At 66.1% G+C, this 25,733-nt stretch carries 19 protein-coding genes; 11 read left to right on the top strand and 8 right to left on the bottom strand.

The window, feature by feature from the left end:
- Positions 1-4 precede the first annotated feature (4 nt).
- Positions 5-5,809 (top strand): GH92 family glycosyl hydrolase, encoded by a 5,805-nt coding sequence (locus tag ACL9RL_RS02090; RefSeq protein WP_422778551.1) that lies wholly within the window; start codon positions 5-7, stop codon positions 5,807-5,809.
- 410 nt (positions 5,810-6,219) lie between these two features.
- Here the strand turns inward: ACL9RL_RS02090 and ACL9RL_RS02095 are convergent, their stop codons facing one another.
- Positions 6,220-6,750 (bottom strand): GtrA family protein, encoded by a 531-nt coding sequence (locus ACL9RL_RS02095; protein WP_422778552.1) that lies wholly within the window; start codon positions 6,748-6,750, stop codon positions 6,220-6,222.
- A 143-nt stretch (positions 6,751-6,893) separates the two neighbouring features.
- Here ACL9RL_RS02095 and ACL9RL_RS02100 point away from each other — a divergent pair, with 143 nt between their 5' ends.
- Positions 6,894-8,039 (top strand): 5-(carboxyamino)imidazole ribonucleotide synthase, encoded by a 1,146-nt coding sequence (locus ACL9RL_RS02100; protein WP_422778553.1) that lies wholly within the window; start codon positions 6,894-6,896, stop codon positions 8,037-8,039.
- A gap of 117 nt (positions 8,040-8,156) precedes the next feature.
- On the opposite strand, the gene ACL9RL_RS02105 is transcribed toward ACL9RL_RS02100, so the two are convergent.
- On the bottom strand, positions 8,157-9,266 hold the full coding sequence (locus ACL9RL_RS02105) for a VIT1/CCC1 transporter family protein (RefSeq protein WP_422778554.1): 1,110 nt from the start codon (positions 9,264-9,266) through the stop codon (positions 8,157-8,159).
- Positions 9,267-9,566: 300 nt separating this feature from the next.
- On the opposite strand from ACL9RL_RS02105, the gene purE reads away from it, so the two are divergent.
- Complete coding sequence (purE, locus tag ACL9RL_RS02110; RefSeq protein WP_422778555.1) at positions 9,567-10,073, top strand: 5-(carboxyamino)imidazole ribonucleotide mutase; 507 nt, start codon at positions 9,567-9,569, stop codon at positions 10,071-10,073.
- A complete protein-coding gene (locus tag ACL9RL_RS02115; protein WP_422778556.1) occupies positions 10,070-11,431 on the top strand; it encodes an LCP family protein in 1,362 nt (453 codons plus the stop codon). The genes purE and ACL9RL_RS02115 overlap by 4 nt, the downstream gene beginning before the upstream one ends.
- A gap of 77 nt (positions 11,432-11,508) precedes the next feature.
- On the opposite strand, the gene ACL9RL_RS02120 is transcribed toward ACL9RL_RS02115, so the two are convergent.
- Both ACL9RL_RS02120 and rfbD read right to left on the bottom strand, forming a co-directional pair.
- Positions 11,509-12,645, bottom strand: a complete 1,137-nt coding sequence (locus ACL9RL_RS02120; RefSeq protein WP_422778557.1) for a glycosyltransferase family 4 protein — start codon at positions 12,643-12,645, stop codon at positions 11,509-11,511.
- On the bottom strand, positions 12,642-13,493 hold the full coding sequence (gene rfbD / locus ACL9RL_RS02125) for a dTDP-4-dehydrorhamnose reductase (protein WP_422778558.1): 852 nt from the start codon (positions 13,491-13,493) through the stop codon (positions 12,642-12,644). The genes ACL9RL_RS02120 and rfbD overlap by 4 nt, the downstream gene beginning before the upstream one ends.
- Positions 13,494-13,635: 142 nt before the next feature.
- Here rfbD and ACL9RL_RS02130 point away from each other — a divergent pair, with 142 nt between their 5' ends.
- From ACL9RL_RS02130 to ACL9RL_RS02145, 4 genes are read left to right on the top strand one after another with little or no spacing between them, the layout of a single operon-like run.
- Positions 13,636-14,241, top strand: a complete 606-nt coding sequence (locus tag ACL9RL_RS02130; RefSeq protein ID WP_422778559.1) for a dTDP-4-dehydrorhamnose 3,5-epimerase family protein — start codon at positions 13,636-13,638, stop codon at positions 14,239-14,241.
- A gap of 3 nt (positions 14,242-14,244) precedes the next feature.
- Positions 14,245-15,114, top strand: coding sequence for a glucose-1-phosphate thymidylyltransferase RfbA (rfbA, locus tag ACL9RL_RS02135; RefSeq protein ID WP_422778560.1), 870 nt, complete (start codon positions 14,245-14,247; stop codon positions 15,112-15,114).
- 1 nt (position 15,115) lies between these two features.
- On the top strand, positions 15,116-16,366 hold the full coding sequence (locus ACL9RL_RS02140) for a glycosyltransferase family 1 protein (protein WP_422778561.1): 1,251 nt from the start codon (positions 15,116-15,118) through the stop codon (positions 16,364-16,366).
- Positions 16,359-17,291 carry an NAD-dependent epimerase/dehydratase family protein gene (locus ACL9RL_RS02145; protein WP_422778562.1) on the top strand — a complete coding sequence of 311 codons (933 nt, stop codon included), beginning with the start codon at positions 16,359-16,361 and terminating at the stop codon, positions 17,289-17,291. Before ACL9RL_RS02140 ends, ACL9RL_RS02145 begins: the two co-directional genes overlap by 8 nt.
- Before the next feature lie 21 nt (positions 17,292-17,312).
- On the opposite strand, the gene ACL9RL_RS02150 is transcribed toward ACL9RL_RS02145, so the two are convergent.
- The 3 genes from ACL9RL_RS02150 to ACL9RL_RS02160 all read right to left on the bottom strand — a co-directional run bounded on the left by ACL9RL_RS02150 (position 17,313) and on the right by ACL9RL_RS02160 (position 19,800).
- The gene (locus tag ACL9RL_RS02150) at positions 17,313-18,158 is read right to left on the bottom strand and encodes a glycosyltransferase family 2 protein (RefSeq protein WP_422778563.1); all 846 of its coding nucleotides are present in this window, start codon (positions 18,156-18,158) and stop codon (positions 17,313-17,315) included.
- A gap of 74 nt (positions 18,159-18,232) precedes the next feature.
- Positions 18,233-18,967: an ABC transporter ATP-binding protein gene (locus tag ACL9RL_RS02155; RefSeq protein ID WP_422778564.1), complete on the bottom strand. Its 735-nt coding sequence runs from the start codon at positions 18,965-18,967 to the stop codon at positions 18,233-18,235.
- Positions 18,964-19,800, bottom strand: a complete 837-nt coding sequence (locus ACL9RL_RS02160; protein ID WP_422778565.1) for an ABC transporter permease — start codon at positions 19,798-19,800, stop codon at positions 18,964-18,966. Before ACL9RL_RS02160 ends, ACL9RL_RS02155 begins: the two co-directional genes overlap by 4 nt.
- Positions 19,801-20,021: 221 nt before the next feature.
- Here ACL9RL_RS02160 and ACL9RL_RS02165 point away from each other — a divergent pair, with 221 nt between their 5' ends.
- The 3 genes from ACL9RL_RS02165 (at position 20,022) to ACL9RL_RS02175 (ending at position 24,035) form a co-directional block, all read left to right on the top strand.
- Entirely contained in the window at positions 20,022-21,230 is a 1,209-nt protein-coding gene (locus tag ACL9RL_RS02165) for a hypothetical protein (RefSeq protein WP_422778566.1), read from the top strand.
- Between the two features lie 103 nt (positions 21,231-21,333).
- Positions 21,334-21,804 (top strand): hypothetical protein, encoded by a 471-nt coding sequence (locus ACL9RL_RS02170; protein WP_422778567.1) that lies wholly within the window; start codon positions 21,334-21,336, stop codon positions 21,802-21,804.
- The gene (locus ACL9RL_RS02175; RefSeq protein ID WP_422778568.1) at positions 21,801-24,035 is read left to right on the top strand and encodes an LGFP repeat-containing protein; all 2,235 of its coding nucleotides are present in this window, start codon (positions 21,801-21,803) and stop codon (positions 24,033-24,035) included. The genes ACL9RL_RS02170 and ACL9RL_RS02175 overlap by 4 nt, the downstream gene beginning before the upstream one ends.
- A gap of 88 nt (positions 24,036-24,123) precedes the next feature.
- Here the strand turns inward: ACL9RL_RS02175 and ACL9RL_RS02180 are convergent, their stop codons facing one another.
- Positions 24,124-25,728 carry a DUF2142 domain-containing protein gene (locus ACL9RL_RS02180; RefSeq protein ID WP_422778569.1) on the bottom strand — a complete coding sequence of 535 codons (1,605 nt, stop codon included), beginning with the start codon at positions 25,726-25,728 and terminating at the stop codon, positions 24,124-24,126.
- Positions 25,729-25,733: the final 5 nt, after the last annotated feature.

The following is a 25,733-nucleotide window of genomic DNA, read 5'->3' on the forward strand; positions in this document are numbered from 1 at the left end:
CCAGTTGACACTGTCGTCGACGGCCGCAGCCCCGCGGCCGGCACCACCCCGTCTGAAGCGTCCGAGGGCGCTTCTCGCACTCGTCGTCGCGGCGTCAGCCGCAGCGACGGGACTCGTCGTCGCCGCTCCGGCGCACGCCGCCTCCGACGCGACGTTCTGGTCCTCGTTCGAAAGCGCCGACCCTCAGTCGGCCACGAGCAAGCCGTTCGGCACCCAGACCAACGTCACCGGTTCGCGTTTCGGAGCAGGCAGCCTGCTCGGCAGCGTCGACAACGTCACCGCGAGCGCCCAGAACACGCCGAACGAGGTCGCAGCCAACCTCGCAGACGGCAACCCGAGCACCAAGTGGCTCGCCTTCTCCGGCACCGGCTGGGTCGCCTACCACCTCAGCAGCCCGCAGACCGTGCGCGCCTACAAGCTGACCTCCGCGGACGACGCCCCCAGCCGCGACCCGCGCGACTTCCAACTGCAGGGTTCGCAGAACGGCACCGACTGGGTGACGATCGACGCGCAGAACGGCCAGACCTTCGCCGACCGCAAGACCACGAACTCCTACACCGCAGCGAACGAGACCGCGTACTCCTGGTACCGCCTCAACGTGCTCGCCGTCGGCAGCGGCACCCTCGTGCAGCTCGCGGACTGGGAGATCCTCGACGGATCGAACACACTGCCGCCTGCCACCCCCATCACCACGCAGGTGGGCGCCGGTCCCGTCTCCGGCTACAACATGAAGTCCACCGCAGGCTTCACCGGCGTGAAGTCGCTCCGCTACAGCGGATCGCACATCGCGGACGGCGACGCCATCGCGGCCAACGAACTCTTCGACGTCGACATCCCCGTGACGAAGGGCCAGGAGCTCAGCTACAAGATCTTCCCCGAGCTCGGATCCGGCCTGCAGTACGCCGCGACCTACGCGGCGATCGACCTCGTCCTCGATGACGGCACGAGGCTCTCGAAGCACGGCGTCCTCGACGGGAACGGCTTCGGAGCCGACGCGCGCTCGCAGGGCACCCAGAAGGCGCTCTACGCGAGCCAGTGGAACTCCGTGCACGTCGACCTCTCCGGGCTCGAAGGCCGCCGCATCCAGAAGGTGCTGCTGACCTACGACAACCCGGGCGGCAAGGCCGGCTCCGGATTCTCCGGCTGGATCGACGACGTCAGCATCGCCCAGGCCGCGACGGTCGACGGGTCGAGCCTCGTCAACTACGTCGACACCCGCCGCGGCACCCTGTCGAGCGCGAGCTTCTCGCGTGGCAACAACATCCCGGCGACCGCCGTCCCGAACGGGTTCAACTTCTTCACCCCCATGACGAACGCGAACACCGACTCGTGGCTCTACAACTACGCATCGGGCAACAACGGGAACAACCTGCCCACGCTGCAGGGCATCGGCATCTCCCACGAGCCGAGCCCGTGGATGGGTGACCGCAACCAGCTCGCGGTGATGCCAGGCACCTCCGCGACGCCGAACGGCACGCTCACGAGCCGTGCGCTCGAGTTCAGCCACAACACCGAGATCGCCCGCCCCGACCTGTACAGCGTGAAGTTCACGAACGGCCTCATCACCGAGGTCACGCCGACCGATCACGGCGGCGTGTACCGCTTCCAGTTCCCCGGCAACGGCGGCAGCGTCCTGCTCGACCAGGTCGCAGGCACCGCGTCGCTCACCGTCGTAGCCGACGGCACCGTGTCCGGCTACGTCGACGGCGGCAGCGGACTCTCCGCCGGTCGCAGCCGCATGTTCGTCACCGGTGTCTTCGACAAGACGCCGGCGTCGGTCGGCACGCCGACGGGCAACCGCGCCAACGCCCGCTTCGCGAGCTTCAGTGACAAGAACGTGCAGCTGCGCATCGCGACATCGTTCATCTCGCTCGACCAGGCCAAGAAGAACCTGGCGCTCGAGGTCACTGGCCGCAGCTTCGAAGACATCCAGCAGGCCGCGACGAAGCAGTGGAACGATCGCCTCGGCGTCATCTCCGTCGAAGGCGCGACCGCAGCGCAGAACACGACGCTGTACTCGAACCTCTACCGGATGAACCTCTACCCCAACTCGCAGTTCGAGAACACCGGCACCGCCGAGGCGCCCGTGTACAAGTACGCGAGCCCCGTCGCACCGCAGACCGGATCGGCGACGCCCACCACGACCAACGCCAAGGTCGTCGACGGCAAGATCTACGTCAACAACGGATTCTGGGACACCTACCGCACGGTGTGGCCCGCGTACTCCGCGCTCTACCCCGACCTCGAACAGGAACTCGTCGACGGTTTCGTCCAGCAGTACCGCGACTCCGGTTGGGTCGCCCGCTGGTCGTCGCCCGGCTACGCGGACCTCATGACGGGCACGAGCTCCGACGTCGCCTTCGCCGACGCGTACCTGAACGGTGCGATCGACACGAAGACGGCGCTCGAGGCGTACGATGCCGCACTCAAGAACGCGAGTGTGCTCCCGACGTCGAACGCCGTCGGCCGGAAGGGGCTCGACCAGTCGATCTTCCTCGGCTACACGCCGGCTGAAACGCACGAGTCCGTCTCCTGGGGCCTCGAAGGCCTGACGAACGACTACGGCATCGGACGGATGGCGGCCAAGCTCGCCGAGGACCCGGCCGTCCCGGCCGAGCGCGTCGCCCAGCTCAAGGAGGAGTCCTCCTACTTCCTCGAGCGTGCGACGACCTACGGCAACCTGTTCGACCCGTCCGTCGGGTTCTTCCAGGGCCGCAACTCTGACGGCAGCTTCGAGGTCGGCGCCGACAAGTTCGACCCCGAGAACTGGGGTGGGGCGTTCACCGAGACGAACGGCTGGAACTTCGCGTTCCACGCACCGTTCGACATCGACGGCCTCGCGGCCCTCTACGGCGGCACCGACGGCCTGGTCGCGAAACTCGACCAGTTCTTCGCCACGCCCGAGACGGCGACGAAGCCCGGCGGATACGGCGGAGTCATCCACGAGATGGTGGAGGCACGCGATGTGCGCCTCGGCCAGCTCGGCATGAGCAACCAGCCATCGCACCACATCCCGTACCTGTACGCGGCTGCCGGCGCACCGAGCAAGACGCAGGCGATCACGCGTGAGATCCTGCAGCGCCTCTACGTCGGATCCGACATCGGCCAGGGATACCCGGGCGATGAGGACAACGGCGAGATGAGCGCCTGGCACGTCTTCTCCGCCCTCGGCTTCTACCCAGAGGCTGTCGGATCGGGCGAGTACGTCATCGGTTCGCCGCTGTTCACCAAGGCGACCGTGCACCTGAAGGGCGGCAAGGACCTCGTCATCAACGCCCCGAAGAACTCGCCGAAGAACGTCTACGTGCAGTCGGCGTCGTTCAACGGCAAGGCCCTCGACCAGGCGACGATCTCCACGGACATCATGCGCACCGGCGGTACGCTCGACTTCGACCTCGGCTCCAAGCCGTCGTCGTGGGGCGAGCGGACCTCCACCGAGGGGCCCCGCGTCCCGTACGTCGATGCGACGAAGCCGACATTCGGTGCCGTCACGTCTGATGACGGAACCGACCTCAAGGCGCTGACCGACGACAACTCGCGATCCGTCGTGACGTTCAACTCCGCAACGCCGACCGTGCAGTGGGCATCCGCGGCAGGTCCCGTCGCCGTCGCGTCGTACACGATCACGAACGGTCCGTCCGGCGCTGCACCGTCCGCTTGGAAGCTCGAGGGTTCTGCCGACGGCAAGACCTGGCTCCCGGTCGACGAGCGCAGCGGCCAGACGTTCACCTGGGCGACGCAGACGCGTCCGTTCGTCCTGAAGGACGCCGTGCCGTACGCGTACTACCGCCTTGCGGTCACCGAGAGCTCGGATGGCTCCGCACCGCGGATCGCCGAGTTCGAACTGCTCGCGGACACCACGAAGCAGTCGAGCGAGTTCGCCCTCACGGCGAGCCCGAACGTCACCGGGACGCCGGGGGCAGAGGTGAGCGCACCGCTCGCATCGCTCTCCGGTGGGAAGTCGGACAAGGCGTCCGACTACGCGGCGACCGTCGATTACTTCGACGGCAACGGTCCGGTCCAGGCGGCCGTCACCAAGTCGCCGCTCGGCGGTTGGACGATTGCGGCGCCGCACACCTTCGCGGATGCCGGGACGTACAACGCACAGGTGACCGTCACGGAAGGCACGGCTCAGGCCACCGCCCTCGCGACGATCGCGATCGCCAAGAACCAGAGCCTCACGGCCGCGTTCGACAGCGTGTGCATCAGCGACCCGGGCCTCGTCGGGAACTGCGACCAGCTCAACTACGCGTTCGACCGTTCGAAGCTCGCTTCGACCGGCTTCACGCAGGGCACCACGGTCGCCGTCCCAGGCACCGAGCTGACGTTCGACCTCCCGCAGATCGCCCCGGGCCAGCCGGACAACGCGATGGGCAGCGGTCAGACCCTCAGCCTGAACCTCGGCCAGGGAGCGACCCAGCTGTCGATCATCGGAACGGGCACCGAGAAGCACCAGCAGTCGAAGGGGGTGCTGACGTTCTCCGACGGGTCCACCCAGGAGATCGACATCAACTTCGGCGACTGGACCGGAGGCGCCACGAACCAGCAGTTCGGCAACATCGTGGTCGGGAAGTCCCAGGGACGTCTCGCCGGTGCGACGGGCAGCGACAACGTGCTCGCCGCGATCTACTCGACGACGCCGATCACGCTCCCCGAGGGCAAGACGGCTGTCTCGTTGAAGCTGCCGAAGCAGCCGGGAACGCCGAAGAGCGAGGGCCGCATCCACGTCTTCGCCATCGCCTCGAACGGTGTCAGGGTCGCTCCGGCGCCCTTCACCGCCGAGGGCAGCTCGGTCGCGGACCAGGTCTCGGGAGTGGAGTTCACGAGTGAGCTCGCGACCGTCACTGGTGGCGTCGGCGCCTACACGGCGACCGTCAACTGGGGCGACGGGACGGCGACCACCACGGGTGCCGTCACGACCGCAGAAGCCGGTGCGGACATCGCCGGAACCCACGTCTACGCGAAGGCGGGCACCTACACGGTGACCGTCACCGCGGACGACACGGAGCGCAGCATCGCCACCACGACCACCGTCGCGGTGACGGATCCGATCACCTACACGCCGCAGATCGCGGTCGACGGTGCAGCGGTCGCTCCTGGGACCGCGGTCACGGTCACGGGATCCGGCTTCGCCGCGAACGAGGTCGTCGACCTCACGCTGCAGAGCGACCCGGCCGCCACCGGCCAGGTCACGACGGACGGCGACGGCGCGTTCAGCACGCCGATCACCGTTCCGGCGAACGCCGCAGACGGCGAGTACCCGCTCTCCGCAACGGGTGCGACGTCCGCGACGCCGGCACACGCGTCGATCCGGGTGCTCACGAAGGTGACGCCGCCGGAACTCGACCCGAGTGTGACGCTGTCGGCGGGAACGGTTCGCCCAGGCGACTCGCTCACGCTGAGTGGCACCGGCTTCGCAGCTGGTGAGCAGGTCCAGGTGGTGCTCCACTCCGAGCCCGTCACCCTCGGCGAGTTCGAGGCCAACGGGGACGGCGTCTTCGAGGCGCGGGTCACCATCCCGGACACTGCTCCGGTCGGCGACCACACCATCGAGGTCACCGGGCTGACGTCAGGGGCGAACGCGAGCGCGCCGCTCTCGATCGTCGCCAAGCTGCCCGACCCGTCGACGGGTGGCGGAGACGTCCCGGTTCGTCCTGGCGGCTATGACGGCATCCTCAACTCCACGGGTGCGCAGGGTGTCGAAGCCGGCACCATCATCGCCATCGCCCTGCTGGTCCTGGGCGGTGCTGCCCTCAGCGGCGGATTCCTCATCCGCCGGCGTCGGAACCGCGAGCAGCAGATCGGTTGACGGTGCTGATCGGTGGCGGCTGAGGGGCCGCCACCGATCGGGCCCTCGCTGATCTGCCGGCCGTGCCGCATCGGGTCGGTGCGGTCGACTGTTCGCAACCTGGAACGCCCCGGCACCACGGCTTCGGTCGTGTGTGTCGGGGCGTTCTGCGTTGCGCTACCGCGCGTGCTGCGCCGCCGGCCAGCGCGCTCCCGCCCCGGCTGCAGCCCGTCAGTCCGTTCGCAATTCAGGAGCGACCTCGGCGTGTCGCCCGGAAACGGGCCGAGGGGACGCAACACGCCGGTGGCTTACCTGAATTGCGAACAGTCCGCCGATATCTGGACTGGCGCGGCGCGCGACGCGGCGCGCAGCGGCACCGACGTCAGCGGCGCGGCGGTTAGCGGGCGGAACCGGCGTCAGCGGCGCGGACGTCAGCGGGCGGTACCGGCGTCCATGACGGAGGTCGAACCGGTCGAGAGCGTCGGAGCCGTCTGCGCACGAGCCGCCTGACGCGTGGGGGAGAAGACCCAATAGCGGTACAGCACGAACCGGAAGATGGTGCCGAGCGCGAGCCCGACGACGTTCGACGCGATGTTGTCGGCCACGACCGACTTGTAACCGAGCACATAGTGGGAGACCCACAGGCAGAACAGGCCGATGGCCATGCCAGCGAAGCTCACGGCGAAGAATTCGATGCCCTCGCGCACGGTGCTCGACTGGCGTTCCTTGGAGAAGGTCCAGTACCGGTTGCCGAGCCAGTTCGTGATGATGGCGAGCACCGTCGAGACGACCTTCGCGAGCAGCGGACCGGCCGCGACGTGCTCCGGGGCGAACACCGTCAGGCGCAACGCGTTGAAGACCGTGAGATCGACGAGGAACCCGGCTGCGCCGACGGCACCGAACTGCGCGACCTGGACGATGAACCGTCGCCAGCGAGAACCCGGTTGCAGAACCCCCGACATGCAGGTCTCCGTTCGATGAGCGATGATAGAAGCGCGAAGGCTCAGAAGGAATTGAAGAAACTGTGCCGCGAAAAGTGTGACGCGCGACCCTGGGAGTTTCCCGCCCGAATCGCATGCCGCGTCTGAATGAATCTGGAGAACCCATGAGCATCCGTGTCGGAGTGATCGGCGGCGGCCAACTCGCTCGAATGATGATACCCGCTGCGGTCGACCTCGGCGTCGACATCCGGGTGCTCGCCGAGCAGGAGGGCATGTCGGCCAAGCTCGCGGCCGTCGAGGTCGGCGACTACCGGGACGCGGCGACCGTGCTCGCGTTCGCGAAGACCGTCGACGTGATCACCTTCGATCACGAGCACGTCCCGCAGGCGGTGCTGCACGCGCTCGTCGACGCCGGCGTGCACGTGCACCCGGGGCCGGATGCGCTCGCCGTCGCGCAGGACAAGCTCCTCATGCGTGAACGCCTCACCGAGCTCGGCCTTCCCGTGCCCGACTGGGCGCGCGTGTCCGATGCCGCCGAGCTGCAGGTCTTCCTCGATGCGCACGGCGGTCGTGGCGTCGTCAAGACACCGCGTGGCGGATACGACGGCAAGGGCGTCCGTGTGGTCTCCGGTGCGGACGAGGTGGCCGATTGGTTCACCGCGCTGTCCGAGGACGCCAACGGCGGTTCCTTGCTGGTCGAGGAGCTCGTGTCGTTCCGCCGGGAGCTCGCGCAGCTCGTCGCGCGCCGCCCCTCCGGCGAGGTCGTTCCGTGGCCAGTGGTGGAGACGGTGCAGCGGGACGGTGTGTGCAGCGAGGTCATCGCACCCGCTCCGCACTCGGCCGGTCGCCTCGCGGACGTCGCCGGCGAGATCGCATCGACGATCGCGACCGAGCTGGGCGTCACCGGCGTGCTGGCCGTCGAACTCTTCGAGACGACCGATGACCGCCTGCTCATCAACGAGCTCGCGATGCGACCGCACAACAGCGGTCACTGGACGCAGAACGGCAGCGTGACGAGTCAGTTCGAGCAGCACCTGCGGGCCGTGCTGGATCTGCCGCTCGGGTGGACGGGGTCGCACCAGGACTGGACCGTGATGGTCAACGTGCTTGGCGGTCCAGTGGGCGAATCGCTCGATGACCGTTTCGGCGCCGTGATGGCCGAGCACCCGTCCGCGAAGGTCCACACCTACGGCAAGGAGCCGCGTCCTGGACGCAAGGTCGGGCACGTCAACGTGGCGTCGGACGATCTCGACGACGCCGTCTACACCGCTCGCGCTGCGGCGGCGCTCCTCGGCGCAGAGAACGCCTGAGTCCGGCGTTCCGTGCCTGGTCCCTGAGCTTGTCGAAGGGTGCACTTCGACAAGCTCAGTGACCGGGCCACAAGCTCAGTGACCGGGCCACACGTCAGAGACCGGGCTACAGACCCACTACCCGACATTCGCTCCGAAGAGCAGACCGAGCAGGTAGGTCGCAGCTGCTGCGCCGTATCCGATCGCGAGCTGGCGGAGCGCACGCCGCAGGGGCGGGCCACCGGACAGCAGGCCGACGACCGCGCCGGTCGACAGCAACGCGATGCCGACGAGGACGGCTGCGACGATGAGCGCCGTGAAGCCCTGCAGCCCGAGCAGGTAGGGGAGCACGGGGATGATGGCGCCTGATGCGAAGAAGCAGAAGCTGGAGAGCGCCGCTCCGAAGCCGGTTCCGATCGCTTCGTGGTCGTCGGACGCCGTCTCCTCGTCGTTCCCTTCGCCCTGGTAGGTGCCTGCAGTGACACGCTTGAGGACGTCGGCCGCGTGGCCTTCGGCCTCGTCCGGCTCCATGCCGCGCGCCCGGTAGACGAGCGCGAGCTCGTTGGCGTCGACGTCGAGGTGGGTGAGCGCATCCTGTGCGGCGGGGTTTGGGCTCGATGCTTCCAGCAGTTCACGCTGGGACCGCACGGAGACGTACTCCCCGGCGCCCATCGAGAGCGCTCCGGCGAGCAGCCCGGCGAGTCCGGCTGCGAGGACGATCTCGTTGGAGACGCCCGTCGCGCTCATGCCGATCACGAGGGCGAGGTTGCTCACGAGGCCGTCGTTCGCGCCGAACACGGCGGCCCGGAACGTGCCGGACAGGCGGTTCCTGCCGCGGGCGGCGAGCCCGCGGACGACCTCCTCGTGGATCTGTTCGTCCGCCGCCATGCGCTCCGTGGCCGCAGCATCGGTGGCGTACGGGGATCGGGACTCCGCACGCTGGACGAGCGCGAGCACAAAGACGCCGCCCAGCCGTCTGGCGAGGAAGCCGAGCGCGCGGGTGCGGAACTCCCCTCGTTGGGGCATCCCGACCTGGTCGCCGAGCAGCGTCAGCCAGTGGGTCTCGTGGCGCTTCTCGGCAGCGGCGAGGGCGAGCAGGATGTCGCGTTCCTCGCCCGTGCGGCGGCTCGCGAGGTCGCGGTACACGGCGGCTTCCGCACGCTCGTCCGCGAGGTACTTCCGCCAACGGCGGAGCTCTTTGGGGGATGGCGCCGCAGGCGGGTGTTGCGCCGTCTGGGTGTCGGTCATGAGGACTCCTGGTCTCGAACGACCGGAATCAGGAACACTCCGGCCGTACGCATCGCGTATGAACCGAAGGTCTCGTTCGCCCGGACCTGAATCCGGGTGACATGCCGGGTCCGATTGCGGACCAGTGTGTCGACATGCCTCTTCGTCCATCTGCATGGACCGCGGGAACTACTCCCCTTCAGAGGCCATTGTTCCAGATTCCGGTCGAATCCGCATCGACGGCCCCAATTCAGGTCACCGACAGGTGTCGGCCGCGCGTCGTGGGGAGACGTTCAGGCGGCTGGACTTACCATGGTCCTCATGCCTGATCTCTCCTCCACGCCGCTCGTCGGCGTCGTTATGGGTTCCGATTCCGACTGGCCCGTGATGAGCGACGCCGCGCAGGTGCTTCGCGACTTCGGCGTCCCGTTCGAGGTCGAGGTGCTTTCAGCGCACCGGACGCCCGAGAAGATGATCGCCTACGGCAAGTCCGCCCATGAGCGCGGGCTCAAGGCGATCATTGCCGGTGCGGGCGGGGCGGCCCACCTGCCTGGCATGCTCGCCTCGGTGACGACGCTCCCCGTGATCGGCGTGCCCGTCCCGCTGTCGCGGCTCGACGGCATCGATTCGCTCCTCTCCATCGTCCAGATGCCGGCCGGTGTCCCGGTGGCGACGGTCTCCATCGGCGGCGCGAAGAACGCCGGGCTCATCGCCGTGAAGGTGCTCGCCACCGCTGACGATTCGTTGACCACGAAGCTCGCCGACTACGCGACGGACCTCGCCGCGCAGGTCGAGGAGAAGAACAGGAACCTCAAGTCCCAGGTATGAGCAGCGCAGCAGCCTCGTCGAAGCCGATTCGATACCCGGACACCCGCTCGCGCGAGGTGATGACGAAGCGCGCCTGGTGGCTCGTCCTGCTCAACATCTTCATCCCCGGTTCGGCGCAGGTGCTGGCCGGGAACCGTCGACTCGGCCGCTTCGGCCTCGGGTGCACGCTCACGCTGTGGCTCGTGGTGATCGCGGCCGTCGTCGTCTTCTTCCTCTGGCCGACGGTCATCTACAATGTCGCGACCAACTGGTTCGCGCTGACCGCCGCCCAGGTGCTGCTCGCACTGTACGCGGTGCTGTGGGTCGTGCTGACGCTCGACACGCTGCGCCTCGTCCGACTGGTGAAGGCATCGCCGAACGCGCGTTTCGCCGTTGCGGCGTTCGCGACGATCGCCCTCGTCGCTGTCGCCGGGACGGCCGGCTACGGTGCGGTGCTCGCCGGGTCGGCGCGCGGCACGATCACGTCGATCTTCACCGCGGCGCCGTCGAAGCCGGCGGAGGACGGCTACTACAACTTCCTGCTCCTCGGTGGCGACGCCGGGCCTGACCGCGACGGCATGCGCCCCGACAGCACCTCGGTCATCAGTGTCAACGCCGAGACGGGCAAGGCGACGGCGTTCGGCCTCCCGCGCGACCTCATCGACATCCCGTTCCCCGCCGGTTCGGAGATGTCCACGCTCTACCCCGACGGGTACAACGACGACTGCAACGTCGACGTCTGCCAGCTGAACTCCATCTACACGGAGGTCGAGCTGAAGAACCCCGACCTCTTCCCCAACGCGGTGAAGCAGGGGAGCGAGCCGGGCATCGAGGCCATGCGGCAGGCTGCGGAGGGCATCACCGGGCTCAAGATCCAGTACTACGTCCTCGTCGACATGTACGGGTTCGCGCAGCTCATCGACGCCCTCGGCGGCATCGAGATCGATGCGAAGAGCCGGGTTCCGATGGACGGCGACGCCGACCTCAGCAACGTCACCGAGTGGATCGAGCCCGGGAAGCAGCACATGGACGGCTGGCACGCGCTGATGTACGCCCGTGCGCGCCACGGCTCCACCGACTACGACCGCATCGACCGGCAGCGCCAGGTGCAGCAGGCGATGCTCGCCCAGTTCTCGGTGGCGAACGTGCTCACGAGGTTCCAGGACATCGCGAAGGCGAGCCCGGACGTCGTGAAGACGGACGTGCCGCAGGAAGCCCTCGGCTACTTCGTGAATCTCGCGGGGAAGACGAAGGAGCAGGGGATGTCGAGCATCGAGTTCACCCCGCCGACGATCGATCCGGAAGAGCCTGACTACGACCTCATCAAGCAGATGGTGCACGAGGCGCTCTGGCCGGTGACGCCGAGTCCGACGCCGTAGGGCTGACCTGGCGCGGTGCCTTGGTGCGGCGCCGGACGCGGCGATGTCTGGTGCGGCGATGCCTGGTGCGACGCTCGTTACAGGTCGGCGTGCAACTGCCAGACGCGCTCCGCCGAGTCGCGCCAGCTGAACGCCTGCTCACGGTCGGTGCCGAGGATGCGCAGCTGGTCGAGCCGCTTCGAGTCGCCGAGGACGGACTCGATCGCGGCGACGAGACGTTCGGGGTACCCCTTCGCACCGGACTCGACGACCACGCCGGCGCCGCCGCCGACCTCCACGAGTGCTGGGACGTCGGAGTGGATGACCGGGGTGCCGAAGCGGAACGCCTCCACGAGCGGGAGGCCGAAGCCCTCGGCCAGACTCGGATAGATGAACGCCGATGCGCGGTCGAGGACCACGGCGAGGTCTGCGTCGTCGAGGAAGCCCAGGGCGCGCACCCGTCCTTCTGGGAGACCGGCCTCGTCGGCGACTTCCGCGAGCGTGATGTCTCCCCACGAGTCCTGGCCGACGATGAGCAGCGGCAGATCGGGAGCCCCTGGCCGGCCGAGCCCGGTGATGAGTTCGGTGATCCCGCGTCGAGGATCGAGCGATCCGATCGTCAACAGGTATTCGCTCGGGAGGTCGAGGGTACGAGCACGGCCGTCCGCATCGGTCGGGAGGACGAGGCTGCTCGCGGCAGCCCCGCCGATCACGCGGATCCGATCGCCGAAGTCGACGAAGCTCCGGAGCTCGTTCGCGACCGCGTGCGTCGGCACGACGATGGCATCCGCGTGCTTCCTGGCGCGCTTGACCATGGCCTTCTGCCACGCGACCGAGATCGGCGTCAGGGAGCCGGGGTGTGACCAGGCGAGGGTGTCGTGGATGGTGACGACGATCTGATTGCCGTCCGTGCCGCGATCGTGCCTCGTGAGCGGGGCCAGGAGGCCTGGCGCGTGCACCATGCCGTTCGCGAGCCCCTGGGTGACGATGCCGAGCTGCCACGCGGCGCTCAGCTCACGTCGGGGGAGGGCCGTGCGGTGCAGCGCCGCGAGTCCGGGGAAGGACGCCTCGATCTGGTCGAACTTCTCCTTGCTCACTGCGGAGACGATGCCCTCCACTTCGCAGTCCGCTGGGGCGGTCGCGATGAGTTCGCGCGTGAGCTCATCCGTGTACCGGCCGATGCCGCCGGGAACCGGTGCTGCGACCTGGTCGACGACGACGCGGAGGGTCGTCATCGTGCCGCCACGACGCCGCGTTCTGCGGCCTCCGCGAAGGCTTCACGCCAGTCGCGCATGGGGGAGAGTCCTGCAGCGGTCCACGCGTCGTGTCCGAGCACGGAGTACGCGGGCCGCGGTGCGGGTCGGACGAACGCGGAGCTGTCGGTCTCCTGCACACGCTCAGGGTCGACGTCGACGGCCGCGAACACGGCCTGCGCGAAGTCGAACCAGGTCGCGATGCCCGCGTTGGTGCCGTGGTAGATCCCGGCCGGGGCGTTAGCATCGAGCAGGGCGACGATCTGCCGCGCGAGGTCGACCGTCCACGTCGGCTGACCCACCTGGTCGGTGACGACGGCGGGGGAGACGTCGTTCCTGGCGAGCTTCGCCATCGTCGCTGCGAAGTTCGGGCCGTGCTGGCCGTACAACCAGGCGGTGCGCACGATGTAGGAGCCGTCGGGGTGCTCCGCGCGAACCGCACGCTCGCCGTCCGCTTTGGTGCGGCCGTACGCGCTGATCGGGTCGAGGGGATCGTTCTCCTGGTACGGCGTCGTCGCCGAGCCGTTGAAGACGTAGTCCGTGGACACCTGGACGAGCCTTGCGCCGGCTTCACGGGCGGCGATGGCGAGGTTCTCGGCACCCAGCGCGTTGACGGCGTGCGCGTCGTCCTCGTGGCTCTCCGCGTCGTCGACCTTCGTGTACGCGGCGGCGTTGATGACGACCGTGTGGCCGGCGACGGCGGCGCGCACCGCGTCGAGGTCGGTGACGTCGAGGGCTGCGCGACCGAGAGCGGTGACCTCCCGCCCGGCGAGGGCATCCTGCAGGTCGTGGCCGAGCATGCCGGATGCTCCGGTGATGAGGTAGGTCAAGGGTGTGGTCCTCTCGGGTGTGGCGTTGCAATCGTAACGTCTTCCCCTCGCCAGAAGCGGAGAGCGCTCCTGGTCGACGTCGATCGGAACGCCACTCAGACAGTCCTCAGCCCGCACACGGCCGTCTTGCTAGACTCCTGTGGTGCAGATCCGCGAACTGAATGTGCCAGACAGCTACGAGATCACCCCGAAGCAGTTCGGTGACGACCGAGGAGTCTTCCTCGAGTGGTACCGCTTCGACAAGCTCGAAGAGGCGACCGGTCGATCCATCAAGCTCGCCCAGTCGAACACCTCCGTGTCGAAGCGCGGCTCGGTTCGCGGCATCCACTTCGCCGACATCCCCATCGGCCAGGCGAAGTACGTCACCGCCACGCGTGGTGCCGTCCTCGACTACGTCGTCGACATCCGCGTCGGTTCGCCGACGTTCGGCCAGTGGGACACGGTCCTGCTCGACGACACCGACCGCAAGGCGATCTTCATCTCCGAGGGGCTCGGCCACTGCTTCGTCGCGCTCACCGACGATGCGACCGTGAGCTATCTCGTGACCGACACGTATCGTCCGGAGAGGGAGCACGGGATCAACCCGCTCGACGCCGAGATCGGCCTGGTCCTCCCGCCGGAAGCGGGAGAACCGTTGTTGTCCCCCAAGGACACCGAGGCCCCCGGCCTGTCCGAGGCCGCTGCGAGCGGCCTGCTGCCCACCTGGGAGGCCGCACGCGCCTTCTACGAGACGTTGAAGGGGAACTGACCGATGCGCGGAATCATTCTCGCCGGAGGATCCGGCACCAGGCTGTGGCCCATCACCAAGGGCATCTCGAAGCAGCTCATGCCCATCTACGACAAGCCGATGATCTACTACCCCTTGTCGACGCTCATGATGGCGGGGATCAAAGAGATCCTCATCATCACGACGCCCGAGTACAACGCGCAGTTCCGCGCGCTGCTCGGCGACGGTTCCGAGCTCGGCATCCGCCTCGAGTACGCGGTGCAGCCTTCGCCGGACGGCCTCGCGCAGGCGTTCATCATCGGTGAGGAGTTCATCGGAGACGAGAGCGTCGCGCTCGTCCTCGGCGACAACATCTTCCACGGCACGGGCCTCGGCTCGGCATTGCGCAGCCACAACGACATCGACGGCGCCCTGATCTTCGCGTACCAGGTGGCCGACCCGAAGGCGTACGGCGTCGTCGAGTTCGATGACAACTTCACGGCACTCTCCATCGAGGAGAAGCCGGCCAATCCGAAGAGCAACTACGCCGTCCCAGGGCTCTATTTCTACGACAACTCGATCGTCGAGATCGCGAAGACCATCGAGCCGAGCGCCCGTGGCGAGCTCGAGATCTCCACGGTCAACGAGCGCTACCTCCAGCAGGGATCGCTTCAGGTGCAGGTCCTCGACCGTGGCACCGCCTGGCTCGACACCGGAACGTTCGAGTCCATGATGCAGGCGTCGGAGTACGTCCGCGTCATCGAGGACCGACAGGGCTTCAAGGTCGGCTGCATCGAGGAGATCGCTTGGCGTGCCGGCTGGATCGATGACGCGCAGCTCGCCGTCATCGCGGCTCCGCTCGTCAAGAGCGGCTACGGCCGGTACCTGCAGTCGCTGCTCGGCGAGCAGGTCTGAGATGGGTGTCAACAGATTCCGCCAGCGTCTCGGTCGAGCCCGAAAGCTCCTCAAGGACGAGGGCCCGCGCAACTTCGCCGGATACATCGCCCAGCGCACCGCCATCAAGCTCCTGACCCGCACTCCGGTCGGTTCGATGCTCGTCGACTCCGACGACGTGTCCGACGTCGACTGGACCGAGCCTGCACCTCGACTCGCATCACCGACGGTCGTCACGGACGGGCCGGTGCGGATCGCCTGGATCATGTCGCCTCCTGGCAAGGAGAGCGGCGGGCACCAGAACCTGTTCCGATTCATCAACTTCGCTGAGCAGGCCGGTCACGAGTGCACCATCTACCTGTATGACAACGTCGGCGCCGGGCCGACGCTCGCGGCGACGAAGACGATGCTCAAGCAGTCGTCCGCCTACCCGGATCTCAAGGCAGACATCGTCGAGTACGACCGGGTGGCCGGTGTCCGACCCGATACGCAGGCCCTGTTCGCCACCGGCTGGGAGACCGCCTACCCGGTGTACCGCGACGCGTCGAGCGCTCGCCGGTTCTACTTCGTCCAGGACTTCGAGCCGCTGTTCTACCCGCTCGGATCCCAGGCGATCCTGGCTGAGAACACCTACAAGTTCGGCTTCCACGGCATCACCGCCGGAGGCTGGCTGAAGCACAAGCTCAGCAGCGACTACGGCATGGCGTGCGACTCGTTCGACTTCGCCGTGGACAAGGCCCACTACAGCGTGACGAACCTCGAGCCGCGCAAGGAGGTGTTCTTCTACGCCCGTCCCGTCACGCCGCGTCGCGCGTTCGAGCTCGGCATCCTGGCGCTCACGGAGTTCGCCGCCTTGAAGCCGGACGTGATGATCAACCTCGCGGGCTGGGACGTGTCGGAATTCGACATCCCGTTCAAGCACAACAATCTCGCATCGCTCGAGATCGACAAGCTCAACGACGTGTACAACCGATGCGGTGCCGGGCTGGTCCTGTCCCTCACGAACATGTCGCTCCTTCCGCTCGAACTGATGTCGAGCGGTGTCACACCCGTCGTCAACGACGGGCCGAACAACCGCATGGTCTCGGACAACCCGAACATCGAATACGTCGAACCGTCCCCACGGGCCATCGCCAGGAAGCTCGCAGAGATCCTCGACCACGAGGATGCCGTCGCACGATCTGTCGCCATGTCGAAGTCAGTCGAGAATGTGGACTGGTCGGATTCCGGCACCCAGTTCGTCGACGCGTTCGAACGGGCGATGCGTGGCTAAGACGCTCGTCATCGGGGCCAACGGATTCATCGGCTCCCACCTCGTCGAGGCGCTCGCGGATGACGGGCACACCGTCACGGCCTTCGACCGCTTCAGCGGCGGCACGACGACCTTCGCCACCGGTGCCGCGAAGGTCGTCGCGGGGGAGTTCCTCAGCCGATCGGACCTCGAAGAGGCCGTGACCGGACAGGATGCCGTGTTCCACCTGTTGTCCACGACGACACCGGCGACGGCGGAGAACGACCCGACGCTCGACATCAGGACGAACGTCGCACAGACCGTGGAACTGCTCGAGGCGTGTGTCCATGCCGGTGTCGGGCACTTCTACTTCGCGTCGACGGGCGGCGCCATCTACGGCCCGCAGGACAAGACCAGCTACTCGGAGACGGACCGGGCATTGCCGATCTCCCCGTACGGCATCGGCAAACTGGCGATCGAGCACTACCTCAGCTACTTCAGGACGAGGCACGGCCTGGCCTCGACCTCGTTGCGGATCTCGAACCCGTTCGGGACCCGTCAGCGAGTGAACCGCCGTCAAGGGCTCATCCCGATCGCGTTGCGGCAGATCGCACTCGGATTGCCGGTCGTGCAGTTCGGCGACGGCAGCATGATCCGTGACTACGTGTACGTCGAAGACCTCGTGCGGATGATCATTCCGCTCGTCGACCGGACGACTGAGCACACCCTCTACAACCTCGGCAGCGGGGTCGGCTCCTCGATCACCGAAGTGTTCGATTCGCTGCGTCGAGTGACCGGTGTCGACTTCGACATCGAGATTCGAGAGACCCCTGCGACGTTCGTGGACAGCGTGGTGCTCGACACAAAACGGTACTCGGACGAGTTCGGTTCACCGACCCTCACGTCGCTCGACGCCGGCGTCGCGGCGACCTACGCGGACATCCGAACGCAGCTCGCGGGCGCGTAGCGCCGACAGCTCACAGCGAGGTCAGATGTCGACGGCATTCGCTGCGACGTCGTTCCACGCGTACAAGGGGCGACCGAAGTCGGATTCCGTATGCACTGCCTTGCCGATCCGAGCAGCCCACTTGTCGCGATAGAGCGCGGGGAAATGCTTCACGTAGTAGCGGCAGGTCTCATCCCATTGCTCGATGGAGAGGGCCTTGCCGTAGTGCTGGCATGCGAATCGAGTGACCACGGTCCCCGTGATGCCTTGGGGTTCACGAGAGTCGGGGAGCCGATAGTCGATGTCGCCGTTCGCTCGCCAAGCCATCATGATGTTGCGACGCTCCGGCCCGAATCGCTTGCGGAAGTTCCACAGACGGTCTCCGGACTCGAACGGTGCCGCGTCCTCAGGCGTGATGTAGGCATCGAACAGTGAGATGCGCACCGCCTGGACGTCGGCAGGACAGGTCTCGAGGAGGTACTCCCTGATGTCGCCTTCGAAACGTTCATCGGCGTCGGAGTAGAAGATCCACTCCGGCGACAGCTTCAGTGCATGCTGGAGGAGAATCCGTCGATTGGCGGTCTCCTCCCAGATGCGGTTCGACGCACGCCACGTGCGATTGCTGATGACCGAGTGGACGGCGGGATGGTCCAGCGCAATCGCGACGCTGTCGTCGGTGCTCGCATCGTCGAACACGATAATCGTGTCCACGAACCCGGCGAGGTGGTCGAGTGTGTCCTTCAGCAGCAGGGCTTCGTCGCGGAGTCTGATGGTTCCGACGATCCCAGGCCGCCGTGTGTCGGATCGTCCGCGTCGAACGAGATGCGTACCCGGTCGATTGCGCCACCTGACGCGCCTCGTGTAGACCGCTTCCGAAGAAGCTTTCACCCGAAAACGCCGTACATGTTCGACGAGCGCGAGACGCTCGCGTCGGAGTTTGTCTCGAACTCTATCCGCGAGGGTCACGATGGATAGGATGCCTCGTATGCCGCGATGGTCGGTGCAGCCTCGCCGACAGCCTGTAGATGCCCCTTGTTGATCCACGCAGCATGGTCACACATGGTCTTGACTGTCGGCATCGAGTGGCTGACGAGGATGACCGTCTTGCCGGCGGCCTTGAACTCTTCGAATTTGCCGAAGCACTTCGCCTGGAACTCGGCGTCGCCCACTGCGAGGACTTCATCGACGATCAGCACGTCGGGGTTGACGTTGATCGCCACTGAGAAGCCCAGCCGGACGTACATGCCGGACGAGTAGTTCTTCACCGGCTGGTCGATGAACTGTTCCACTCCCGAAAAGTCGACGATTGCATCGAACTTCTTGTCGATCTCCTTCCGGCTCATGCCGAGGATCGATCCGTTGAGATAGATGTTCTCGCGTCCTGAGAGCTCCGGGTGGAAACCGGAACCGACTTCGAGGAGCGCTGCGACCTTCCCGAAGGACGTGATCGAACCGTTCTCCGGGTACAGGATCTTCGCCAGGCATTTCAACAGGGTCGACTTTCCTGACCCGTTGCTGCCGATCAGACCGAAGGTGGAACCTGTCGGCACTTCGAAGCTGATGTCGCGCAATGCCCAGAAATCCTCGTGCACGGACACTCGCCGACGCATGATGGCGGATTTCAAGCTCTGGTTGCGTTCGTGGTAGAGCCGGAATTTCTTGCTCACCGAGTCGACGCGTACTGCGATGTCGGTCATAGGATTTCCGCCAGTCTCTTTTCCTTGCGGGCGAACACGAACATGCCGACGGCGATCGCGGCGACGGCCCAGGCGATGCACGCGAGTACATCTGCGGTGTCTGGCCAGCGGTTGTCGTACAACATGTTTCGGAAGACGTGTACGTAGTGGAGCATCGGATTGAGCGAGTAGATGTCCATTACCGAGATATTGGTGCCGAAGAGGCCGCCGACCTTCGCGGATTGTTCACGGACGAGCGTTTCCGGGTAGACGATCGGCGTCAGGTACATCCAGATCTGCAGGATGATCGTCAACAGGTACTGCGTGTCGCGGAAATACACGTTCGCGACGCTCAACGCGAGTCCGACGCCGGTCGCGAACAACACGAGGACGAGCATCATCAGAGCGACCAGGGGAAGCCACGGCAGCACATTCGCACCGACGATGAGCAACGCGATGGCGAGTACGCCCATTTCGAACAGCCAGTTGTATCCGACTGTCAGGACCGATGAGATCGGCAGGACAACACGTGGGAAGTACACCTTGGTGATGAGTCCGGAGTTGCCGACGACCGATCCCATGCCGGCAGAGATGGCAGAGGAGAAGAACGTCCACGGCAGGAGGCCGCACAGGAGCCAGATCGCGAAGACGTTGACACCGCTCGGGTCACCGGCCGCAGGCTTGATGTTGAAGATGAATGAGAACACGAAGGTGTAGACGAGCATCGCGGAGAGCGGACTCGCCAATGACCAGACACGACCGAGCACGGTGCGCTTGTACTGACCTCGGATATCGCGAAGGGTGAGATTCGCGAGGAGTTCTCTGGCGGAAGCCAGCTCCTTGAGATAGTGCATTCAACCTCATTTGTCGGGACGGCAGCTGGGCAGAATTAAATGCATGCACCAAGCCAACCCAATCTACTGTACCTGTCTGGACAACAGCCGATGCCCTGTCGGGTGGCCGGGCATTCGCCGGAATCTGCACGACCCGTTCCCGTAGAGTGGAGATCCCCGAATCGGCGATGAACTCGGTCGTGATTCGGCCCGCCTCCAATCTCGAACCGAAACGTGGTGCCGTGAAGCTTGAACTCGCCGGTCAGAAGATCCTCCTCACCCAAGCGCACCTCGTGCGCTACATGGGATCGGAGATCGTGACCCTCGAGCTCGCGGAGTTCTTCGTGTCCGAGGGAGCCGAAGTGGTCGTGGTGACGCACGCGATCGGTTCGCCGGTCGCCGACGACATTGTGGCGATCGACGGCGTCACCGTCTTCAGCCTGGACGACCCGGCGCTCGACGACAATCTGGCCGAACGACTGCCCGACATCGCGTGGATCCACCACTCGATGCTGCCGAAGCGCGTGCTGGAGAATGCTGCTGACATCGTGTTCCTCTTCCACCACATGTCGTCGATCCTTGCCGCGGAGTTCACGCTCGACGCAGCGCTCGAGGTGGAACTTGCGACGGCCGTCCTGTTCGAGTCGCCCAAGTCATTGGACGTCCACCGAGCGACCGGTGTGTACGACGATGTGGAATCGGAGCGACTGCAGGTCATGGGGAACCCCGCAGCACAAGGCTTCGCCGTGGACCGGGAGCAGAGCGCCGCGCGCCGCGTCCTCGTTGTGTCCAACCACATCCCGGAGGAACTCGTCGATGCCGTCGCGGGACTGAGAGAGCGTTTCGAGGTGGTACTCGTCGGAGCCCAGACGGAGTTGGGTGCTGCCCCGCAACGGGTCACGCCAGACCTCATCACCTCCGCCGATGCAGTGATCAGCATCGGCAAGACCGTCCAATACAGCATGGTGAGCGGGACGCCGGTGTACGTCTACGACCATTTCGGCGGCCCCGGCTGGTTGACGGTGGACAACCTCGAGGAGACCTCGTACGAGAATTTCTCCGGCAGAGGGTTCAACCGGAAGACCGCATCGACGATCATTCAGGAAGTCTCCTCCGGAATCGAAGCGGCATGGGGCGATGCGCAGGACCTTCGCGAGGTCGCGCTCGCCCGCTACACGCTCGCCGGCCGCATCGGGCGCTTGCTGTCCTACGCTGCCGAGCATCCGCGTGCGGTGTCCGCGATCGATACGCAACGAATCATGGGGCACGAGTTGATGCAGCAGGCGTTCGGCGTCTACGTGCGCGAATGGGTCAGGATGCAGCGCGATCGCGACCTCCTCGAGGGGGAGCTCACGGAGCTCCGCGGTCGCAATGACAACATCGAACGCGACTACGTACGGGTGACGACGAAGCCACTCGTGAAGGTCGCACTCAAGCTTTCGAAGAACTGATCAGGAGAATCTCGGACCGCTTTCGACCTTCAACTCGCGCTTGAACCCTTGCGCCCGGTACTCTGGTGGCACCTGGGCGGGGGACACAAGTAGAGGACGGTCCATGCAGATTCGCACGAGTGGGACGCTCGTTGTTCTCGGACTGCTGCTCGCAGCAGCGGGATTGACGGGGTGCTCGCTGTTCTCCGACCCCGACCCCGTGTCCACGGCGATTAGTACACCGCCGGACGTGGACAAGGGCACCGATGCGCCGGTCGCACCTGAACCGACGGCGAAACCGGAGCCGGTCATCGTGTTCGTCCAGCTCGACGGCGATGCGACGCACGTCCTGCTGTCGGGATACGTTGCGGGTGTGATCGAGAACGGCGGCACCTGTTCATGGTCGCTCGTCAACGGCGCCAGCACACAGACGGTCGAGGCCGAAGGGCTCTCTGATCGCGCGCAAACGTCATGCGGAGTGTCGCAGATCGACACCGCTTCATTGACCCCTGGGACCTGGACGGCCACGCTCACGTACAGCTCAGACAGCCAACAGTCGATCACGTCGACGCCCAGCACGCTGGAGATCCCATGAAACGCAGATTGACTGCATTCGCCGCCATCCTCGCCCTGGTGGTGAGCGGGCTGACGCTCGCGGTGATCCAGCCGGCCGTTGCGGCCGACGCCCGCGACTTCAACGCCGGGAACATCATCAGCGATGACATCTTCTTCGACGGTAGCCAGTTGTCGTCGCAGCAGGTGCAGCAGGTCTTGAACTCCAAGCTCGGGTCGTGTCGATCCGGCTACACCTGTCTCAAGGACTTCCGGCAGGCGACGCCGAACCGCGCCGCCGTCTCCGGGCGTTGTGCCGCATACGTCGGCGGGAACCAGAGCGCGGCCGACATCATCGCCCAGGTCGGCGCGGTCTGCGGCATCAGCCAGAAGGCGATCATCGTCCTCCTCGAGAAGGAGCAGAGCCTCGTCACGGACGACTGGCCCTCCGCCCGCCAGTACCGGAGCGCCATGGGTTATGGCTGCCCTGACACCGCCGACTGCGACGCCGAATACTACGGATTCTTCAACCAGGTGTACGCGGCGGCGCTGCAGTTCAAGAATTACGCCGGGAACCCCACCCGATGGAACCACATCGCCGGACGGGTGAACACCGTCAGGTACAACCCGGACGCGTCGTGCGGGTCCAGCCAGGTCTTCATCCAGAACCAGGCGACTGCCGGACTCTACAACTACACGCCGTATCAGCCAAACGCATCCGCCCTCGCCAACCTCTACGGTTCGGGCGACAGCTGTGGCGCATACGGCAACCGCAACTTCTGGCGCATCTTCACGGACTGGTTCGGGCCGACGACGAGCAAGGGCGCCGTGGCGATCGACACGGTCTACCAGAACTCCGGTGGAGCGAATGGCGTGCTCGGCACGGCTGTCACCGGGTACAACGAGATCTCGGACAACGGCGGAGGAATCGTCCGCGGTTACACCGGTGGCGCGATCGCTTGGTCAGCTCCTCGCGGTGCCTTCCCGCTCACCGGCCTCATCCGCACCTACTACGGGACCCAGGGCGGTGTGAGCGGCGCGCTCGGATGGCCTGCGAGCAATCCGAACGGAATTGCGGTCGGCACAGGCGGAACCGTGCAGTCCTTCCAGAACGGAGCGGTCGCCGTCTCCGCGGCGGGCGAATTCACCATCAAGGGAGCGATCCGGACCCACTTCAATGAGCTGGGCGGCATCGGAGGTTCCTTCGGGTGGCCGGTGAGTGAGGAGATCTGTGCCTCCGGCACCTGCCGACAGGAGTACCAGGGCGGAATCATCTACAACTCCGCCGCCTACGGGTCACGGAGCATTTCCGGTGCGATCCTGACAGCGTACCGAGGAGCAGGCGGAATGGGAGGTGTGCTGGGGCTGCCTGTCACCCCGCCCATCTCGATCGCAAGCAACGGTGGCGGTGTCGTCCAGGCCTTCGAGAGCGGCGCGATCGCATTCTCCGTCGGCGGTGGTGCTCAACTCCTCACGGGCGACATCAGGAATGCGTTCAACGCTGCCGGTGGTATCGCGGGGATGCTCGGATGGCCGACCGGTCCGCAGACCTGCGCGCCGGACGGATCATGCTCGCAGTCGTTCACCGGTGGCGGCGTCATCTGGTCGAAGGCGAAGGGCGCGTTTGTGATCCCCACAGGGATCATGGGTGCCTACACCGCAGCCGGCGGATCATCGGGTGCACTCGGTTGGCCGCAGACGACGCCCATTCCGCTTGCCGGCGGACTGGTCCAAGCCTTCGACGGCGGCGCGATCGCCTGGTCGCAGGCGACCGGTGGCTTCGCTCTCCAGGGCGCTGTCCGCACCTACTTCAACGCGCAGGGCGGCATCACAGGCCCACTCGGGTGGCCGACCGGCAAGGCGGCGTGCGATACGGCCGGCGTCTGCACCCAGTCGTTCGTCGGTGGGACGGTGGTTGTGCAGCCGGATGGCAGCGGTGTGATCCTCAAGCCGGAGATCGCCACGGCTTATGCCCAATCCGGAGGGGCTACCGGCGTGCTCGGAGCACCGACGGGCGGGTCCGTGCCGATCGGTGGCGCTTCACCAGGTGTCGTCAATGCGTTCGTCAAGGGAGCGATCGCCTGGTCGTCGCAGACCGGCGCCTTCCTCCTCGTCGCAGACATCAGAGCGTTCTACAACACCAAGGGTGGCGTCACCGGTCCGCTCGGATGGCCGACGGCGAATCAGACCTGCGCCACAGACGGTTCGTGTTCGCAGCCGTTCCAGGGCGGGAAGATCCTCTGGTCGCCGACCGGCGGCGGTGTGGTCCAGTAGCAGCCATCGGGTTCGCCCGTACAACGAATCGACGGCGACGTGCTCACCAGCACGTCGCCGTCGTCGTGTGAGGGCAAGACGAGACAGTTCAGTCGCGAGACGAAGCGCTCTCCGGATCGATGGGAGCAGCGGCCGGCACTGACCGGTTCGGTGCGGCACCCCTGCCACTCTCCTCGGCGGGTGACGCAGGAGTGACGAAGGCACGTCGTGCGATCAGCACCCCGACGACGAGCACGATCGCGTACAGCATCGCAAGCGCCTTCCAACCGAGCGGGGGCTCCCACGCTCCGCCCTCCAGGAAACTGTCAACGGTCGCGCCCAAACCGACGACGTAGCGCCATAGCGCCGTGACGAACGCCGCGAGATGCCCCGCGGCAAGGAGCGCCAGCCCGACGCTGATGAACCGCACCGTCACACGTCCCGATTCGACGCGCGCGTCATCGAGAGACAGACCGGCGATCACCAGCAGGCACAGCAGCATCGCCAGCATGTATCGTCCCTGCCAGATGTGCCCGAACTCGGCATACACGGCCGTCTCCGTCACAACGGGGACGATCACGCAGATGAACAGCAAGCCCCATACGGCCACTCGTGTCCGGCGGCTGCCGCGGATGAACGACGCCACGATGAGTACCATGATCGCCGCCACCCACACGGCAATCGTCACAGACGGGGCTGGGGTGTCGACCCATCCGAATAGCCCGATCATGCCGTTCAGATAGTCGAACGAGCGACCGAAGGCGGTCGCTCCAGCGATGAGAGAGCTCAGGAAGGATGCGTTCGAGACCGCTCCTCCGGCGAGGTCCGGTGGCAGGACGTACCAGAGCACACTCAGCGCGCCGGCGATCGTCGCGCCGGCGAGCAGCGTCAACCCTTGAACACTTCCGAGCAAAGTACGCACACGTCCTGGAGTCCCGAGCATGATCGCGACGACGACGATGATCAGGACCCACAGGAGAGCGATGCTCCGCGTCCCCATCAACAGTGACGCACTTACAAGCGCGAGACCGGCCTGTTCCCAGAGACGACGGCCGGCAGAAAAGCCGCGTGACATCGCCAGCAGCGTTGCGAGCAGCGCCCCTGCGGCTGCGACTTCGACGCCGTTCGGATTGATCGAACCGCCGAGGTACAAGACCATCGGGGTGATGCCGACGACCGCTCCGAGCATCGCCCATCGTGTCCGACCGAGTTCCCGAAGCTGCATGAACATGACCGCGAACGCGAACGCGCAGAGCACCGCGTTCATCAGACGCATCGAGTAGTAGGCGGCGTTGCCGTCCAGAACGAGCGACGGCAGTCCGACGATCGCATAGTAGACAGGGCTGTTCAACCCCGCCGAACCGCCCGTGACCGTTGTCTTCTCGCTCAAGTTCCTGACGCTGTGCTGGCATGCGGCGCTCTTGTTCGCATCGAATGCGAAGCAGGCCAGGACCCCCGCGTTTGCCAAGTTGGTGGGGATCTCCGCCCGGGTGAGCGCGGGGTGTTCCTTCCACGGCTCGGAAAGGATCTGACCCCGAACGACCGCGGCCGCACGGTACGTGTGAGACGCCTCGTCCGGAACCGACGACAGGGGCGACGCGAGCGCCCACAAGGACATGGGGGCCAGAATGACAACGAACGAAACGAGCCACACGAACCAGCGGTTCTGCCTCCAGCCCAGGCGCTGAGGGTCGGTTGCGAATGCTGCTGCCATTGTGC

The sequence above is a fragment of the Plantibacter sp. Mn2098 genome (assembly GCF_049319745.1).
In the GTDB taxonomy this organism is placed as follows: domain Bacteria; phylum Actinomycetota; class Actinomycetes; order Actinomycetales; family Microbacteriaceae; genus Plantibacter.